A 16,234-nucleotide genomic window follows, 5' to 3' on the forward strand; every position below is an offset into this window, starting at 1 on the left:
AAATGATAGTGCTTAGGAACTAAGCTATCGCAGGCCCTGGCCCGGAGCGGTTGACTTGGTGCTAACCGCCGCCTCTATCTAGAGGAATACATCAGCGGAGCCAAGGCTTTTCAATTTTAACTGCAATATCAGGTGATGTACCACCCCAACTTTCTAGAGCGGAGCGGCAATCGGCTGAAAGGCTTAATAAAAGGGCAAGAAAGCCAATCTAGAATTGAGCAAAAAAGGACTAAATGAGGAGTGAATAGAACAAATAAACTACTTTTGGCCAGGGTTTTTAGTCAATAGAAGTCCAAATCTATCGATTTGCCAGCAAAGCCTTAGGTCGGTCAGGCGCGCTTATAGTGAGTTGCTGTTCTGTCGATCGCCACCCAGAGAACGATGACTTTGTAACAGAAGCCTTACATTCTTGTGAGATGTTAGTTGATTTTTAAGTGATTACTCGGATCCTGTGGCTGCTGTGGCGATTTTGCCTTAACTTTGGATCCTTATGTGAAGTCCGATTAATTAACCAACAGAAAATGGCTTGCGTGTCATTCCCGCAGAGGCGGGAATCCATCCCGGAGTAACTTATCCAAAATGGATTCCCACTTCCGTGGGAATGACAGATTAGGAGTATTTAAGCGGACCTGATATTACTAAATGCTAAGGCTGCCTTAACATTATGGGCTACCCGTTGGCGGGCAGCCCATAGACAGCTTCCTAGTGTGGTTGATGGCGCTGATGCCGGAGGATTTCAATCAAATGCCGCTGCCATCGAGGAATTCTTCAATGGTCCGGTTTTCTAAACGGCAGTGAATTCCGTTCTTGGAGGCCACAGCGCTGACTAGGACGCGCTCGGGACGAGTTTGGTTAATGGCCTGCACCTCTTTCTCTAACGCTTCAATGCGGTCGAGCAAGGCACGAATAACCTGTGCCTCGGAGTCGGGCAGACGACCATGCTCTAGAGGCTCGGCACGCTCTCCGGCGCGGTAGACGATGCGGCCTGGCACGCCCACTACGGTGCAGTCGGAGGGTACTTCTCGCAGTACCACTGAACCAGCGCCAATGCGGACATTGTGGCCCAGATAAATGTTGCCCAACACTTTTGCTCCAGCCCCGACGATGACGTTGTCACCTAGGGTGGGGTGGCGCTTACCGATCTCTTTACCGGTGCCTCCCAAAGTTACGCCCTGATAGATCAGGGCGTAATCGCCAATAATGGCAGTCTCGCCGATGACTACCCCCATGCCGTGGTCGATAAAGACGCCTTTACCAATAGTGGCCCCGGGGTGTATTTCAATGCCGGTGAGAAACCGAGCTAGGTGGGAGATTAGCCTGGGCACCACAGGTAAGCCCAGGTTCCATAGCCAGTGGCTAAACCGGTGCAGCGCTAGGGCGTGCAAACCAGGGTAGCAGGTCAGCACCTCTAGCCAGTTGCGGGCCGCTGGGTCACGCTCGAACACGATGCGAAAATCGGCAATCAGGGTTTTGAGCACAGCAATTGAGGATAGATGAACAGGCAACTTCCCTATCCTAGCGTGGGCCTGCCCCCGGCTTGCAACATCTACGGGCTGACGCTGAGGGAGTAGTTGTAGCGCTGTCCCTGGTGGTGGGAGCCTACCCAGATTCGGTAGGTGCCGGTCTGCCAGCCCTGGTCTTCGACGCGGGCATCGGGGTTGCGGCGGTTAGTGTCTTGACCGCAGCGGACAGTACTGTCGTTAGGTCCCTGAATCAGCAGGCTGGTGTCGTTGCCGCCACTGTCGACTTGAAGGATAAGAGAGTCAAAGTCTTGCTCTAAGACCATGATGTGATCGGGAGTGGTGTCGGCAAACCCGGCGCAGATAGTCCCACGCCCGTCACGCCCAGCGATATTAGAGAGGGCAACAATGCCGGTGGTGAAACCACTGACCCTGCTGGTAGGGCTGGCCTCAGATAGATTGAATGTCTCAAAATTAGCCTGGGCTAAAACGGGCAATGTCCCCACGATTCCTAGTAGTAGTCCGGTGGCGAGGGCCATTGATCCGTGCCGACGGTATTTATCTGTAGTGGCCATGGGTGTAGCCTCGCGTGGTTTAGTTTCATGGTGATAGGCTGTGGCTGCGATCGCGCTTCATAATAGACAGAAGTTCAAACTGTCTATCAAGATCCCACAGGCAAGATCCCACAGGTCACTCAGGGGCTGATGTCACCCCTTACCTATAGCAAGTGGTTAAGTAAGCTATTACTGCCCAGGAGGGCTCAGCGATGGAGGTGATACTGCTGATTATTTGCGTTGTGGCCTCATGGGTGATTGGTACCACCGTCGATCGTCTGCCCGATCTGGGTACTTTATTGGTGCCGGGTCCCTGGCTGTTGGGGGCTATAGTTCTAGTCCTAGTGACCTGGCTGATGCGCGATTAAGGAAGCACCTCACAACTCGGTCGTGCCGTAGAGTTCGGGTACTTCCCGCACCGGTGGTAGCGACTTAGCATCGCGGGTTTCGATGTAGCCAGTGTAGTAGGCACCGGGTTCAATTTCGAGGGCACCCGCGACCACGTCGCCCTCTAAGCGAGCGGTGCGGCTGAGGGTGAGTTTGCCCTCAGCTAATACTCGAGCCTTTAGCACACCCTGCACCACAATATTGTGGGCCTTTACTTCGGGGCCTTCAATCAACCCAGTCGTCGAAATCTCTAAATCTCCTTTGATATCTACGGTGCCGTGAATGATGCCGTCTACTCGTAACATGCCCTCGGCATGGAGTACTCCTTCGAACTCAGTTTTTTGACTCAGGTAGGTCAACGGCGGAGTCGGCTTGCGCTTGAACATCAACTTGCCCTCGGAGCGTGAGAGAACAGGACTTCGATCACCGGCTGGGCAAAGAGGGGTCGCCTACTGACAACCACCCCTGACTGAGCCGCCCAGCGAAGTCATTAAAATGTAACTAAATTTTAAAAGACAATGGCCCTAGCTCGGATAATAATCACCTTTTTGGTTGGATTTTCCCCATCTTGGGGAAGATAGTCATCACTGTGAGTCCTAGCTACGCTTTAAATCAAAAGAAACTTGGAAGAAACGCACTTTATTCAAAAAGCACAGGGATCAATATAAATAGACGATAAAAACTATTGGATTGATCCCCGCTTTTCTTCCCGTTTTCGCCTTGCTCCCCAAAAGCATCGTTGTTTTAGCTCCAAAAAACGAGCGTAAAGGCCGTTGTCTTTGCGCTCGTCGCCCGCCAGTCAGACTGCGTGAAGTCTGGCTGTCTCACCTCTGTCTCCCCATAACAAGCCCTTTGAGGAAACCTCCTATGACTGCTATTGACATTCCCCTCCAGTTTGAGCAGACCGTTCAAGCCTTTGAAGCTGCTGATGTAGACTGCCAAATCGCGGTGCTCTGGCAAATCTACGACACTCTCGGGCAGGCCTTTGCGGCGATCGCCCCGGTAGCCCTGTTTTCCCAAGCGGTGCAGCAGTTGATTAGCCAAATCCAGCAGGTCGATCCCCAAGATCAACTCTCGGTTTTGCGCGATATTCTATCGGGGGCCGATACTCGCTTTACCCAGGTTTATCAAGCGCTCAATGCCAATATGAAGCTGGCCTTTTGGCACCGGTTGTTTCATCTGATGCCCGCTAGCAGGTTGCCCATGGCGACCTGCCAAACCGGCTCTGCTATGACCCAACCCTTGCTAACCCGTCTCAACACCATGGGCCTCAACGAGCGCCTGCACTTTTTACGCCGGGTAGTGAGCTAGGGCCAATTGAGGGCGTTGGCGGTAAAGTGAAAGCCATTGGCCAACTATCCCCAGGTTGTTCTCTGCCATGCCCACTATTGATGTCGAACAGCTCAGCAAACACTACCCCGTTGCTCTAAAAGAAGCAGGCTTAGGGGGCACTCTGAAGCATTTTTTGCGCCGCCAGTACCGCATGGTGCAGGCGGTGCAGGACATATCGTTTCACATCGAGCCTGGGGAAGTGGTGGGCTTTTTGGGGCCTAACGGGGCTGGCAAAACCACGACTCTAAAGATGCTGACGGGGTTGATTCATCCGTCTAATGGGTCGGTGCGCGTAGGCGATCACATCCCTTTTCAGCGGCGGGCCAGCTTTTTGCAGGACATTACCCTGGTTATGGGTCAGAAGCAGCAGCTGCTGTGGGACCTGCCTGCGCTCGACTCTCTACGCATCAACGGCGCGATCTATGGTCTGTCCGATAAAGAGTTTCGCTACCGAGTTGATGAACTGGCCGACATGCTGTCGCTTCAGGCCCAGCTGACTCAGCCCGTGCGCAAGCTTTCTTTAGGAGAGCGGATGAAGGCTGAAATGATGGCGGCTCTGCTGCATCGCCCCCAGGTGCTGTTTTTAGATGAGCCTACCCTGGGCTTAGATGTCAATGCCCAGGTAGCGGTGCGTGAGTTCTTGCGGGACTACAACCGCCGCTATCAGGCCACAATTTTGCTCACTAGCCACTACATGGCCGACATCACGGCCCTATGCCGACGGGTGCTCTTGATTTACCAGGGGCAGCTGATCTACGACGGTAGCCTGGAGGGGTTGCTTGATCGCTTTGCCCCCTACCGCGAAGTGACCCTAGACCTGGCCACCGATGGCGATGCCGCTATTCTCAGCCGCTACGGTGAATTAGAGAGCTTAGAGGGCTGTACGGCTCGACTGATTGTGCGCCGTGAAGCGCTGACCCACACCGTGAGCCAGCTTCTAGGCGATCTAGACGTGCAAGACTTGACCGTGAGCGATCCGCCCGTGGAGGAAGTGATTGGCCGGGTGTTCTCAGCTGGTTCGGCAGAACTGGGCGGCAGGAAATCGGCGTGAGGTGGTTAAAACAACTCACACTGGCCGTGGTGGCGCAGCAGATGATCGCACAGCACCAGCGCCATCATGGCCTCGACCATGGGCACGGCTCGGGGCAGAACGCAGGGGTCATGGCGGCCTCGTGCCTCTAGCACCGTCGCTTCGCCAGTATTGGTGACGGTATTTTGGGCTTTGCGAATGGTTGCGGTAGGCTTAAAGGCCACGCGAATAATAATGTTTTCGCCGTTGGTAATGCCGCCCTGGGTACCGCCAGAGCGATTGGTGCGGGTGCGTAGGGTGCCGGCTGCGTCAGTGTAAAATTCGTCGTTGTGCTGGCTGCCGGTTAGCAAGGTGCCAGCAAATCCGGAGCCGATTTCAAAGCCTTTGCTGGCGGGGAGCGACATGACGCCCTTGGCCAACTCAGCTTCTAGTTTGTCGAATACAGGGGAGCCTAGCCCCACGCGTACCCCACGGGCAATGCATTCGACCACGCCGCCGATAGAGTCGCCCTGGTCACGAATGGCCTCGACCCGGTCGATCATTTGCTCGGCGGCAACGGGATCGGGGCAGCGCACGATATTGCTTTCGACCTGCTCTAGGGTAACGGTGTCGGGGTCAATGGTGCCCTCAAGGTCTTGAATGCGTTTGACGTAGCCAATCACTTCGGTACCGGCGACCTGCTGAAGGATCTTTTTGGCGATCGCCCCGGCAGCCACCCGGCCAATGGTCTCTCTGGCCGACGATCGCCCACCGCCCTGGTAGTTGCGCAGGCCATACTTGGCGTCGTAGGTGGCGTCAGCGTGGGAGGGCCGATAGGCGGTGACCATTTCGCTATAGTCTTGGGGACGCGTGTTCTCGTTGCGCACCAAGATAGCAATGGGCGTCCCCAGGGTTTGCCCCTGAAATACCCCAGAGAGAATTTCGCAGCGATCGCTCTCCTTGCGGGGGGTAGTAATTTTGCTCTGGCCAGGGCGGCGACGGTCTAACTCAGCCTGAATCTCCTCGGCGCTGATAGCCAGGCGTGGGGGGCAGCCGTCTATGACTACCCCAACCCCGCCGCCGTGGGATTCGCCAAAGGTGGTGATACGAAATAAATGCCCAAAGGTGTTGCCCATAGATCGGTAATGCCAGCCGTGGCCCCAAAAAAGTCAGTCTTCCCGATCCTACTATTTAGTTTCCTCAAGCTTCAAATAATGGCGAGGATTCACCGCCTGGCCGTTGCGGTAGATGCTGTAGTGCAAATGGGGGCCAGAAGACCGACCGGTGCTGCCCAGATAGCCCAGTACATCGCCCCGCTGAACGCGATCGCCGAGCTTAACCGCTAGCCCAGACATATGGGCGTAGAGAGTTTCGTAACTGTAACCGTGATCGATTTTGACGTGGTTGCCATAGCCACCCCGATAGTCTGCGATCACCACTACACCCTCGGCGGTCGCTACAATCGGCTTGCCCACCGGCCCCGCAAAGTCAATGCCCTCATGCATTTCATAGCCGCGTCCGTTGAAGGGATTGGGCCGCAAGCCAAACTCTGACGAAACCGGCCACGTTCCGTTGATGGGTTTACCACTGGGAAAGGCCGCCGCCTGCTCGGCCTCCGCCTCAAGGGTTTGTTCCAAAGCTGGTTTCACCGCCCTAGACAGCAGCGCTTCTAGGCCAGGCAGCTGGCGGCGAGCCTGGTCAAGCATGGCCTCGGCGGGGGCGGCTTGGGCTACTCCACCTTTAGGCGGCATTTCAATCTCACGGTCTGGGATCAAACGGCGGTTTAGGACTTTGTCGGGTAGCCCGGCCCGATTTTTGAGCACCTCGATTTCTGCCCCAATGACGTTGAGTTCGGTCAGCACCTCACTCGCTGTTTCGGCTAGATGGTGATTGCGCTGGGCCAGCTGCACGTTCTGGTAGAGCAGCAGACTGATCCAAACGATGGGTGACCCGACTAGAAGCATCAGCCCGACCACCAGTGACATTGGCTTTAGGGTCAGTGTAATGGGTGCCTTCCCGGTTGCCGTGATCAGTACGGTATAGGGTTTTAGCTGGAGACGGGCCATGGCAAAATCAGCGGTCAGAAAAAGCGACAGAATGTAACCCCCAAACCAAGATGGATTATACGGGGATCAGTGCATTTGCACAATTTCAGGGGCTGTTTGCAGAACTGAGACATCTGTCTCTAGTCGGTAATACTGAGAACCGTCCGTCTAAATCATTCTTTGTAAATAGTTCGTTACACTGGTAGACAGTTTCTCTACCTAACTTCTAATGGACGTGACCTGGTTAGACAGCAATTCTTGGTTGCTTACGGTGGGTGGCCAGCGCATTTTGGTAGACCCCTGGCTGGTCGGCGATTTGGTGTTTGGTCAACAGCCCTGGCTGTTTAGAGGAACCCATCCTCAGGCGCGATCGATTCCCCCCAACATTGACCTGATTTTGCTGAGCCAGGGCTTAGAAGACCACGCTCACCCCCCGACCCTAGAGGCCCTAGACCGCTCGATTCCGGTGGTGGGGTCGCCTAGTGCGGCCAAGGTGGTAGAGCGCTTAGGCTACAGCCAGATAACGGCCCTAAGTCACGGGCAGACCTTTACCCTCAACCAGCGAGTGACGATTAAGGCGTTGCCGGGATCGCCCGTGGGGCCTACCCTGGTCGAGAACGGTTACCTGCTGCGAGATGTCGAGACGGGGCTGTCCCTGTTTTACGAACCCCATGGGTTCCACCGGGAAGCACTCAAGCAAGAGGGGCCGGTGGATGTGGTGATTACGCCGGTCCTAGATCTGGCGCTGCCCGTAGTCGGGCCGATTATTCGAGGCCAAGCAGGGGCGCTAGAACTGGTCGATTGGCTCCGGCCCCAGGTGCTGCTGCCCACCGCTGATGCGGGAGAAGTGGCCTACAGCGGCCTGCTGATCAACTGGCTGAAGTCGATCGGTAGCCCTGAGGTGTTGCAGGCGGCGATCGCCGCCAAAGGCCTATCTACGCGAGTGCTGACCCCTACCGTAGGGCAGGTCTTGCCGCTGGACTTAATTTCGCGACAGCCTGCCCCAGAGCCGGTTTAAGCACCGTGACGCGATCCCCAGTCGCTGGGGCAGGGTACCCATCGCGTCGGTCTTCAGGTAACCTTCTTTTAAGGTTAGTCAATTTTTAAGAAGGATAAATAACGATGCCATATACCACCGAAGAGGGCGGTCGCCTCAATAATTTTGCCAACGAGCCCAAGATGTATGAAGCTGAGCCGCCCAGTGCCTCCCAAAAGCGCAACTACTTGATTTTTGGGGGGCTGGCGCTAGCGCTGGTGGCTGGGCTGATGGTGGTGGCGGTATCGGTGTCCTAGGTCGGCTAGTCTGACTACTTCTGAGTTAGATGATGGTTGATGTTGCGGCCTGAGGCGGATTTTCTGCCTCAGGCCTGTTTTGACTGTGGGATTGGGTGGCCCAGGGTTAGAGTAGGCAGAGTAATGTCTTGACTGCGAATGGCATGGTAAATCGGCCCCAGTGGCTTGAGGGCGTAACGGGTAGCGGTAAGACCGCCTGGCTGCTAGAGCGGCTTGCCACTGCCCCGGTTCTAGGGCCGGGGAAAAGTTATTTGATCTTTGCGGCCAACGGCGACAATCGCCTGCGGCTGGCGGCGCGCCTGGGCGATGCCGCCCCTAGGGTGCCAGCGGTTACCACTACTCCCAACGGATTCATTCAGGACGAGGTGACGCTGTTTTGGCCGCTAATTGTAGCCAAATTGGGCCTTGCTCCCCAGTTTCCCCTGCGGCTGCGGCCTGAGAATGAGCAGGATTTGGCCACAGGACAGTGGCGGCAGCAACTGCTGGATGGCACTCTGACGGTGGAGGGCTGGCTAGAGGCGCAAACTGTACGGCGATCGCTGGATTTTTTTCAGATGGCGGCGGCGGCGGGCATCCCCGTGGAACAACTGCCGGTGCTGTTACCGGAGGGCATACCGCCGGGGTTTGCCCCGGAGACCGTGTGGCGATCGATCGGCAAAGCGCTGGTGGACTGGCGAGATTGGTGTCTTGCACGGGGTCTACTGACCTACGGGGTGATGACCGAGCTCTATTGGCGGCACCTGCTGCCCCACCCCCTTTACCAGGAAAAGTTGCTGAGGCGTTACGGGGGCGTCTTTGCCGATGATTTAGACGAGTATCCGGCGATCGCGGCCCGCTGGCTGCAAGTGTTTATCGACCGGGATCAGCCTACGGCGATCACCTGGAACCGCCACGGCAAGGTGCGCATGGGCCTAGGGGCCGATCCTGACGCCCTAGAACAGCTCCGGCCTCAGTGCGACGTAGTCGACCAGACCACCCCAGCGGTCGATTCCCTCGGCTATGCCTGGGGCGACACCATTGTGCAGTGGATCATGGATCCTTTGGCGCTGCCAGAGCCGCTGCCCTGTCTTGAAACTCTGCAAACCGCGTCACGGGGCGAACTGCTGCGCCAGACGGCAGAACGGGTCGCTGCTGCGGTGGAGGCCGGAGAAGTGGCCCCCCACGACGTCGCAATTATTGGGCCGGGGCTAGATGCGATCGCCCGCTATACCCTGGCCGAAATTCTCAGCGATCGGGGGTTGCCCGTCGCCTCCCTCAGCGACCAGCGACCGGTGATTCACTCGCCCCTGGTGCGGGCGCTACTCACCTTGCTGACGTTTATTTACCCTGGTTTGGGACGGTTGGCCAGCGCAGAGGATGTGGCTGAAATGCTGGTGGTGCTGAGCCAGGTGCCCCAAGCCCCCGAAATTGGCCCCTGGTTTGAGTCTGTGCAAATTGACCCGGTGCGGGCCGAGCTACTGGTCGATCACTGCTTTGAACCCCGCCTCGACCAGCCCGAACTGCTGCCCGTAGAGCGCTTCGATCGCTGGGATCGCCTCGGCTACAAAGCCACCGAGGCTTACACCCGCCTGCGCCAGTGGATCGATCAGCAGCGGCAGCAGCGGCAGCAGCGGCTGACGCCGGGGGTGATCAGTGTCCTAGACCGGGCGATTCAGGCCTTTTACTGGGGGGGGAGCCACCTGCCCCCCGACCAACTGGCGGCACTGCGAGAACTGATGGAAACTACCCAGCACTACTGGGCGGTAGAAGACCGCCTGCGCCAGGTGGAACCCGTGCTGGGAAACTCTACCACCGGGTCGCTCCAACGTTCTTTAGAGCGGTTTATTTTGCTGCTGCGCCAGGGCACCGTCACCGCCAACCCTTACCCGGTGGAGTCGGTCAACCCCAACAACCGAGTGATTACCATTGCCACGGTGTACCAATATCGCCTGCAGCGACTACACCACCGCTGGCACTTTTGGATCGATGCCGGATCACCCCGCTGGCTAGCCGGTACAGAGAACCTACTGTTTGGCTATCCGTTATTTTTAGGGTCTTACCCCGGTCGTCCCTGGCGCACCGAGGATATTGAAGCGCTCCACCGCGATCGCCCCGAGCGAATTGTGTGCGATCTGCTGGGTCGGGTCAGCGATCGCGTCGTGCTGTGTCATAGCGATCTGGCCGTCAGTGGCCAAGAGCAGATGGGCCCGCTGCTCACCCTGGTGACCGCCAATGCCCCCGAATAGCCCTGCTTGTCAACAAGGCCAGATGTTCCCCCAGAGCCATCCCTAGGCCATCAACTCTAGGCAACAAAAAGGGGTCTAGGCAACAAAAAGGGGATGCTGGTAGACAGCATCCCCTGAGATAGCATTTGCCTGCGCTAGTCAGCGGCTTAACGGTAGCGCTTCTTGCGCCGGGCTACGGCTTTGCGCTTGCGCTTTTCTTGAGGCGTCTCGAAGTGGCGACGACGCTTAACCTCAGAAAAAATCCCGGCCTTAGAGACCTGCCGCTTAAAGCGGCGCAGGGCCGATTCAATGCCTTCGTTTTCACCTACAACGACTTGTGTCATACGAAATCGCTTCTTTACTCCTTGGGCTGAACTAGTGAATCTGTACAGCAGGTCAGCAGACCCGCAAAAATCTTTGTTGAGTTGCCCCGGAACGGTTGAGCCACCTCCCATTGCTCCAGGCAGAGTCGTTAAAGCTGCATCGCAGCGATCGTTTCCGAGCTGCCTGTACACACATACAGACAACAAAAATGGGCATAGCTGCCCATTCATCCCCCATAGATTAGCATAGAATCTTCCCTGGGCTAAGGGGCTAGACGGCTATGCTCAAACTTCGTCGCGGCCTCAACTGGGTGCACCAATTCAGCAACACCCCAAAACCTGCCCCTGGGCTATACCGCCTGGGTGGGATCTAGTTATGCGGTATAGGTCTTGGGCCTGGGGAAGGGCAAGTTGCCGGTGCAGAGGGCGTTGCCTAGGCGTTGGGTGCAAAAGGACTGTTCGTCAGGAGCCAGGTCGGCATAGTCGACATCGCGCCGCAGCACAACGCCGTTGTGCCCTGCTAAAAACCGAGGCAGTTCTGTGGTGTCAACGGTGCGCAGGCTCTGAATATTGTAGGTGGTGTAAGTGGTCAGCTCGGGATCGCTAAAGTCGATATCGACTACGGTGAGGGCTTTCCAGGGAGCGAGAGCGCTGTCGATGAGCGGGCGCGGGCCAGACCCCAAAATGCCCGAGTGCAGCAGTTGCAGCTTGCCTCGGTGGCCGGGATAGTAAGCATGCTGATGACCACTGATGTAGGTGTGGACGTTGTAGCGCTCTAGCAGCGTGCGCAGCTGATCGGCATTGGCTAGCACTTCGCCGGGGCGATCGCGCCCTACGGCGATGCCATAGAGGGGCAAATGACCCAGAAGAATGCGGGCCTTAGCCTGCTGTGCCGCATCGCTGGCCAGGGCGTTCTCTACCCAAGCCAGCCTGTCGGCGGGAATGCGGCTGGAAGACCCATCCCAAGCCATAAAAAAGATGCCCGACTGCTCAAAGGTGTAGAAAAACGGAAAGGCTGAGCGATCGATAAAGTTAACCCCAGGATTGTGGTCGGGGGCAGTCCAATAGGCCGAGGCCAAGTCACGCTCCTGCTGGAACAAAAAGCTGTTGTTAGACCCGGTGGCGCTAGAGGCATCGTGGTTGCCCAGGGTAAACCCAAAGGGCAGATGGTACTGACGCAGGGGACCGGCTACGTGATCGTCAAAAGCCTGCCACATGGCGTTAATTTGCTCTGGAGTCAGCGATCGGTCTTGACCAGCCACCATGTCGCCGCCGCAGACCACCAGGTCTGGCTGCCAAAACGGCAACAGGGCAATGCCCCGATCGACTTCTGGGTCATACGTGGTCGACCCGTAGGCGCTATTGAGGTCGCTAATCACCACCAGCCGTACATCTTTACGGGGTGGGTTGACCAGCCCGCCCGGCACGCTCTCCACCAGCGCCTGGGCCTGGGCCGAAAGGGCTGGTGCGGCGATCGGGGCAGCCCCTTCCCGCGCCTCCGTTGGGGCTATGGCCTCAACTACTCCGTCGGCAGCCGATGGCGAATTCGCATCCGACAGCAGCACGCGCTGGGAGCAAGCGATACATACGGTGAGAACCAGGCCTAAACAGAACCCAGTGAAAAAGCGCTGATAACCCATGACCTACTCGGGGTTGACCACAGGCCTAAACTTACCCCATCCTTCCCAGGTTTGAGCATGGGGACGTGCACTTTTCTAGCCCTGTGACCAATTGTTTATGCGTTGCTGGGCCTCGGGATTCCTCGGAGCCGCCTGCGGCCTCTGGGTGCGGCAGTATTGAACCAGTCCTAGAAATAAAGCTATCCCCACGGCGTACTTTAGCCCGTGGGGAATCCAGGTTTGGGGCGAGAAAAAGCCCTCGATCAACCCGGCGATCACCAGCATGGGGATGATGCCATACAAAAGCTGGACGGCTTGCATGCCGTAGTGCTTGAGGGCATCGGTGCGGCGGTACTGCCCCGGCAGCACAATCGCTCGCGCCAGCAGTAGCCCTGCGCCGCCCGCCATAAAAATAGCCGGTAGCTCTAGCGCTCCGTGGGGAAACACAAAGGCCCACAGGTCGTAGGCGAGGTTGGCCTGGGCTACCAGCACCCCCACGCAGCCCAGCATCACCCCATTGAACACCAGCACAAATACCGTAAACGCTCCCGGTGGGGTAATCATTGGCACCTGGGGTACCACCATGGTGACTCCCCCCACTATGGCCCACAGCGCCACGCCGATATTGTTGATCATGATGCCGCTAGAGGCCACTGGCTCGATGCCCATAATGGAGACAGTCCAAAGTTCTTGGCTGGTTTTGACCGTTTCGACAAAGTCTTGCCCCAGTACCAAGGTCAGAAAGGCTGGATCTCGCCAGGCAAACCACCAGCCCACCAGCCCACCGATCGCAAATAAGCCCGTCGCGATCGCAATATATCCCCAGCTCTGCTGCACTACCGCCGGAAAGCCATAGCGGCAAAACTCTCCCAGGGCCTGCCATTCTTGCCGTCGAGACCCCTGGTAAATCTGGCTATAGCTGCGACTGGTCAACCGCTGTAGGTCTTTGACCACGGCCTGGCCGACGCCATGCCCCTTAGCCCGAGCCAAATCAGCTGATACCGAACGGTATAGGCTAGCCATCTGCCTCACCTGGGCTCCTGACAGAGACTTAAGGCCGCTGGTTTCGGCCTGGGTCAGCAGGGCTTCGAGCTGTCGCCAGCTCACTTCTCGCCGGGCCATCCAACGCTGAACATTCATGAAGTAAAGTCAGAGAAACGGGCAATCTACAGTGAAGTGTAGGCTACCCTCGAAATGAACGCACCTCGGGGCTGTTCCCGTTGTATTGGCACCAGGAGGCCGCGCCGATGAACCCATCTACAGAACGGGGCAATCAGCTAGGCCCGCTGAACCCTGGCGATGTGGTGAGCGCGGCCCTGCGACTCTACACCGATCGCTTTAAGACATTTTTGCAACTGGCGGGGCTGGCCACCCTGTGGTTTGTGGCCGGGACCGTGGGAATGGTGCTGGCGATCGCAGTGCTGGCTGGAGCCGGTGCGGCTCTGGGAGGCGATCTGGCTGCGATTGTGGGTGGGCTGCTGGGGTTTGTGATGGGGGTGGTGCCCCTGCTGTATGGCTCTGCCAAATACTACGCGCTCTCTAGCGTGATTGGGCGACTATGCTTTCGAGAGCTGATTCATCAGCGCGAAACCTCCCTCGATGCCCGTCGGCAAGTCACCCCTCAGGTCGGACAATTTTTGGTGTTGGGGCTGCTGCTGCTGCTGGCCTACCTGGCGGCTTACCTGATCGGGGTGCTGGTGGCTCTGATTGCGGGGGGCAGCGTTGGCTTCTTAACCGCAGGCATTTTATCGGCGCTGATCAATGAACCCGTGGGTGCCGTAGTGGGCATGCTTTTGGGCTCTGTGCTGGGGCTGGGCATTTTTCTCATTGCGATTATTTGGGTGGCTTCTCGGTTATTTATCGCTGAAGTGGTGCTAGCTATCGAGCCGCAGCACGGGGCTGGCGGTAGCCTAGGTCGCAGTTGGGAACTAACTCAGACCTCTATCCTGCGGATTCAGATTATCTTTCTGGCTACCTTCTTAATTCAGCTGCCAATTTTGTCGGTGACTAACTATATCCCTCGTATTTTGCTCGGGTTTCTGCCTGCCGAAGGGGTGGTCTATGGCATTACGGCCCTGCTTGGTGTGGTGTTGAGCCTGCTGGGCAGCATCGTGGTGTTACCCCTGTGGCAGGCGGTGAAGGGCGTGCTGTACTACGATTTGCGCAGTCGTCGAGAAGGCATTGATCTTGCCCTCCGCCATTCTGACGAGACCGATCTCGGCATTTGAGTTGTTCTACCCTATACCGATCCACTGGCCACCCATGTCGCTGTTCAATACCGTCACCATTCGTACCCCCGAGAGCGTGGAACTGGAGTTTGTGCTGGCTGGGGTGGGCAGCCGCGCCGTGGCCCTCACCCTCGACTACCTCTGCCTCGGGGCCGGGTTGACCAGTTTGGCTGTTGTCTACAGTTTTTTGCTGGTGCGGCTGTTGACCCTCGATGCGGTGTTGACTATCCCCAGCGAGACAGTGCGGCTTTGGATTACGGCGATCGCAGCCGTGTTGGCCTTTGGCCTCTACATCGGCTACTTCGCGCTGTTTGAGACCTGGTGGTATGGCCAGACGCCGGGCAAGCGCTACGCCAAAATTCGCGTCATTCGCGACGACGGCCAACCCGAGCGACTGCCCCAGGCCACCCTGCGATCGCTGCTGCGTCCCATCGACGATATTTTATTTATCGGGTTCTTCTGCATTTTGCTGAGCAAGAGCGAAAAGCGGCTTGGCGACTGGCTTGCTGGCACCTTAGTGGTGCAGAACGATGCGGTGACCAGCGGTGAGATTCAGCTGCCAGCGCGATCGCAGGCGATCGGCAAAGACCTGCTGGCCCTAGTCGATATCACCCACCTCTCTCCCGACGACTTTGCCACTGTGCGCGAGTTTTTGCAGCGGCGGCAGGCCATGAGCCCTAAGGCCCAAACTCTTGTCAGTGACCAACTGGCTCGCCGATTCAAAGTACAGCTAGCCCTAGATACCCTACCTACCGATATGACCACCGACACCTTTCTCGAAGCCCTCTACTCCGCCTACCAACAAAAACCTTAATCCTCTGCCCTGTCTAGGGTATACATAGGCATAGCTACAGCCGTTCCTAACGCTTAGACAATCCTTATCTCTAGGCTGCTATGATGCCGGCAAACACCGTATTCACCCCTATCTTCGGCTCAGGTCATGTTTTTCGACCCTATCTACCTATTGTTGGTTGCTATCCCTACCGGCGTGTTGACCTTTTGGGCACAGAGCCGGGTCAAAGGTACCTATCGTAAGTACTCCCAAATTCAGTCCACCATGGGCATGACCGGTGCCCAGGTGGCTCAGACAATCTTGGCCAAAAAAGGCGTCCAGGGTGTCAAGGTAGAACCCGTAGCCGGTGAACTCACCGATCACTACGACCCCGGTGCTAAGACCGTCAGGCTATCCCAGGGCATCTACGGCTCAGGGTCGCTCTCGGCAGCGGCGGTAGCGGCCCACGAATGTGGCCATGTCCTGCAAGACGTAGAGGGCTATAAGTTTATGAACTTGCGGGCTGCTCTGGTGCCCGCCGTCAACCTCGGTTCTCGCCTGGGGCCAATGCTGATTATGGCCGGGTTGATCTTCAACATTCTCAACCTGGCCTGGCTAGGGGTCATTTTCTTTGCCTCGGTGCTGCTGTTCCACGTCGTCACCCTGCCCGTTGAGTTTGATGCCTCGCGCCGGGCCTTGCGTTTAGTCGACGAGCTGGGCATTCTCCAGGGCAACGAAAACAAAGGGGCGCGGGCAGTTTTGGGTGCGGCAGCCTTGACCTATGTAGCTACGGCGTTTACGGCGTTTCTCAACTTGCTGTATTACGTCATCTTGATTAACCGCCGCCGTTGAGTGCCCAGAGCGGTTCTTTTGCGCCTTTCCTTTTGCGCCTTATTGATCAGCCCTTGGGGCTCAAGGGCGAGACGATCTCCGAGGCCCTCTGACAGAGGATGCTGGAGCCGTGTTATCTGGGATCATTCTTTAAAGGGGGCTATCGGGATGGTTTAT

At 57.1% G+C, this 16,234-nt stretch carries 17 protein-coding genes; 9 read left to right on the forward strand and 8 right to left on the reverse strand.

Features of this window, described 5'->3' with window-relative positions; translation table 11 throughout:
• Nucleotides 1-740: 740 nt before the first annotated feature.
• Nucleotides 741-1,478 carry a serine O-acetyltransferase gene (gene cysE, locus RRF56_RS20925; protein WP_317035096.1) on the reverse strand — a complete coding sequence of 246 codons (738 nt, stop codon included), beginning with the start codon at nt 1,476-1,478 and terminating at the stop codon, nt 741-743.
• A 68-nt stretch (nt 1,479-1,546) separates the two neighbouring features.
• The gene (locus RRF56_RS20930; RefSeq protein ID WP_317035097.1) at nt 1,547-2,035 is read right to left on the reverse strand and encodes a hypothetical protein; all 489 of its coding nucleotides are present in this window, start codon (nt 2,033-2,035) and stop codon (nt 1,547-1,549) included.
• Between the two features lie 191 nt (nt 2,036-2,226).
• Here RRF56_RS20930 and RRF56_RS20935 point away from each other — a divergent pair, with 191 nt between their 5' ends.
• Nucleotides 2,227-2,382 carry a hypothetical protein gene (locus RRF56_RS20935; RefSeq protein WP_317035098.1) on the forward strand — a complete coding sequence of 52 codons (156 nt, stop codon included), beginning with the start codon at nt 2,227-2,229 and terminating at the stop codon, nt 2,380-2,382.
• Nucleotides 2,383-2,391: 9 nt separating this feature from the next.
• On the opposite strand, the gene RRF56_RS20940 is transcribed toward RRF56_RS20935, so the two are convergent.
• Complete coding sequence (locus tag RRF56_RS20940; RefSeq protein ID WP_317035099.1) at nt 2,392-2,787, reverse strand: polymer-forming cytoskeletal protein; 396 nt, start codon at nt 2,785-2,787, stop codon at nt 2,392-2,394.
• A 481-nt stretch (nt 2,788-3,268) separates the two neighbouring features.
• Between RRF56_RS20940 and RRF56_RS20945 the strand changes: the two genes are divergently transcribed.
• Nucleotides 3,269-3,712, forward strand: coding sequence for an orange carotenoid protein N-terminal domain-containing protein (locus tag RRF56_RS20945; protein ID WP_317035100.1), 444 nt, complete (start codon nt 3,269-3,271; stop codon nt 3,710-3,712).
• Between the two features lie 67 nt (nt 3,713-3,779).
• Entirely contained in the window at nt 3,780-4,784 is a 1,005-nt protein-coding gene (locus RRF56_RS20950) for an ATP-binding cassette domain-containing protein (RefSeq protein WP_317035101.1), read from the forward strand.
• 5 nt (nt 4,785-4,789) lie between these two features.
• Here RRF56_RS20950 and aroC read toward each other — a convergent pair whose 3' ends face one another.
• A complete protein-coding gene (aroC, locus tag RRF56_RS20955; RefSeq protein WP_317035102.1) occupies nt 4,790-5,878 on the reverse strand; it encodes a chorismate synthase in 1,089 nt (362 codons plus the stop codon).
• Nucleotides 5,879-5,929: 51 nt separating this feature from the next.
• Nucleotides 5,930-6,808, reverse strand: a complete 879-nt coding sequence (locus RRF56_RS20960) for a M23 family metallopeptidase (protein WP_317035103.1) — start codon at nt 6,806-6,808, stop codon at nt 5,930-5,932.
• Nucleotides 6,809-7,016: 208 nt separating this feature from the next.
• Here RRF56_RS20960 and RRF56_RS20965 point away from each other — a divergent pair, with 208 nt between their 5' ends.
• From RRF56_RS20965 to RRF56_RS20975, 3 genes are all read left to right on the forward strand, one after another.
• Entirely contained in the window at nt 7,017-7,805 is a 789-nt protein-coding gene (locus RRF56_RS20965) for an MBL fold metallo-hydrolase (RefSeq protein WP_317035104.1), read from the forward strand.
• Nucleotides 7,806-7,909: 104 nt separating this feature from the next.
• Entirely contained in the window at nt 7,910-8,080 is a 171-nt protein-coding gene (gene psb34 / locus RRF56_RS20970; RefSeq protein WP_317035105.1) for a photosystem II assembly protein Psb34, read from the forward strand.
• A gap of 128 nt (nt 8,081-8,208) precedes the next feature.
• Nucleotides 8,209-10,305 carry a hypothetical protein gene (locus RRF56_RS20975; protein WP_317035106.1) on the forward strand — a complete coding sequence of 699 codons (2,097 nt, stop codon included), beginning with the start codon at nt 8,209-8,211 and terminating at the stop codon, nt 10,303-10,305.
• A 146-nt stretch (nt 10,306-10,451) separates the two neighbouring features.
• On the opposite strand, the gene rpsU is transcribed toward RRF56_RS20975, so the two are convergent.
• The 3 genes from rpsU to RRF56_RS20990 all read right to left on the reverse strand — a co-directional run bounded on the left by rpsU (nt 10,452) and on the right by RRF56_RS20990 (nt 13,366).
• Nucleotides 10,452-10,628, reverse strand: a complete 177-nt coding sequence (gene rpsU, locus RRF56_RS20980; RefSeq protein ID WP_035985692.1) for a 30S ribosomal protein S21 — start codon at nt 10,626-10,628, stop codon at nt 10,452-10,454.
• A 353-nt stretch (nt 10,629-10,981) separates the two neighbouring features.
• Entirely contained in the window at nt 10,982-12,247 is a 1,266-nt protein-coding gene (locus RRF56_RS20985; RefSeq protein ID WP_317035107.1) for a metallophosphoesterase, read from the reverse strand.
• 75 nt (nt 12,248-12,322) lie between these two features.
• On the reverse strand, nt 12,323-13,366 hold the full coding sequence (locus RRF56_RS20990) for a stage II sporulation protein M (protein WP_317035108.1): 1,044 nt from the start codon (nt 13,364-13,366) through the stop codon (nt 12,323-12,325).
• Nucleotides 13,367-13,473: 107 nt separating this feature from the next.
• Here RRF56_RS20990 and RRF56_RS20995 point away from each other — a divergent pair, with 107 nt between their 5' ends.
• The 3 genes from RRF56_RS20995 to RRF56_RS21005 all read left to right on the forward strand — a co-directional run bounded on the left by RRF56_RS20995 (nt 13,474) and on the right by RRF56_RS21005 (nt 16,078).
• On the forward strand, nt 13,474-14,454 hold the full coding sequence (locus RRF56_RS20995; protein ID WP_317035109.1) for a hypothetical protein: 981 nt from the start codon (nt 13,474-13,476) through the stop codon (nt 14,452-14,454).
• Between the two features lie 34 nt (nt 14,455-14,488).
• Nucleotides 14,489-15,268 (forward strand): RDD family protein, encoded by a 780-nt coding sequence (locus RRF56_RS21000; RefSeq protein WP_317035110.1) that lies wholly within the window; start codon nt 14,489-14,491, stop codon nt 15,266-15,268.
• A gap of 126 nt (nt 15,269-15,394) precedes the next feature.
• Nucleotides 15,395-16,078 carry a zinc metallopeptidase gene (locus tag RRF56_RS21005; RefSeq protein ID WP_317035111.1) on the forward strand — a complete coding sequence of 228 codons (684 nt, stop codon included), beginning with the start codon at nt 15,395-15,397 and terminating at the stop codon, nt 16,076-16,078.
• The last annotated feature ends 156 nt before the right edge of the window (nt 16,079-16,234 follow it).

This window comes from Nodosilinea sp. E11 (assembly GCF_032813545.1).
Taxonomy (GTDB): Bacteria; Cyanobacteriota; Cyanobacteriia; order Phormidesmidales; family Phormidesmidaceae; genus Nodosilinea.

Coding starts and splice junctions, on each gene's coding strand:
- psb34 (WP_317035105.1), top strand. CDS start 7,910: ATGCCATATACCACCGAAGAGGGCGGTCGCCTCAATAATTTTGCCAAC.
- RRF56_RS20940 (WP_317035099.1), bottom strand. CDS start 2,787: ATGTTCAAGCGCAAGCCGACTCCGCCGTTGACCTACCTGAGTCAAAAA.
- aroC (WP_317035102.1), bottom strand. CDS start 5,878: ATGGGCAACACCTTTGGGCATTTATTTCGTATCACCACCTTTGGCGAA.
- RRF56_RS21005 (WP_317035111.1), top strand. CDS start 15,395: ATGTTTTTCGACCCTATCTACCTATTGTTGGTTGCTATCCCTACCGGC.
- RRF56_RS20990 (WP_317035108.1), bottom strand. CDS start 13,366: ATGAATGTTCAGCGTTGGATGGCCCGGCGAGAAGTGAGCTGGCGACAG.
- RRF56_RS20935 (WP_317035098.1), top strand. CDS start 2,227: ATGGAGGTGATACTGCTGATTATTTGCGTTGTGGCCTCATGGGTGATT.
- RRF56_RS20965 (WP_317035104.1), top strand. CDS start 7,017: ATGGACGTGACCTGGTTAGACAGCAATTCTTGGTTGCTTACGGTGGGT.
- RRF56_RS20950 (WP_317035101.1), top strand. CDS start 3,780: ATGCCCACTATTGATGTCGAACAGCTCAGCAAACACTACCCCGTTGCT.
- RRF56_RS20945 (WP_317035100.1), top strand. CDS start 3,269: ATGACTGCTATTGACATTCCCCTCCAGTTTGAGCAGACCGTTCAAGCC.
- RRF56_RS20995 (WP_317035109.1), top strand. CDS start 13,474: ATGAACCCATCTACAGAACGGGGCAATCAGCTAGGCCCGCTGAACCCT.
- RRF56_RS21000 (WP_317035110.1), top strand. CDS start 14,489: ATGTCGCTGTTCAATACCGTCACCATTCGTACCCCCGAGAGCGTGGAA.
- RRF56_RS20985 (WP_317035107.1), bottom strand. CDS start 12,247: ATGGGTTATCAGCGCTTTTTCACTGGGTTCTGTTTAGGCCTGGTTCTC.
- RRF56_RS20930 (WP_317035097.1), bottom strand. CDS start 2,035: ATGGCCACTACAGATAAATACCGTCGGCACGGATCAATGGCCCTCGCC.
- RRF56_RS20960 (WP_317035103.1), bottom strand. CDS start 6,808: ATGGCCCGTCTCCAGCTAAAACCCTATACCGTACTGATCACGGCAACC.
- rpsU (WP_035985692.1), bottom strand. CDS start 10,628: ATGACACAAGTCGTTGTAGGTGAAAACGAAGGCATTGAATCGGCCCTG.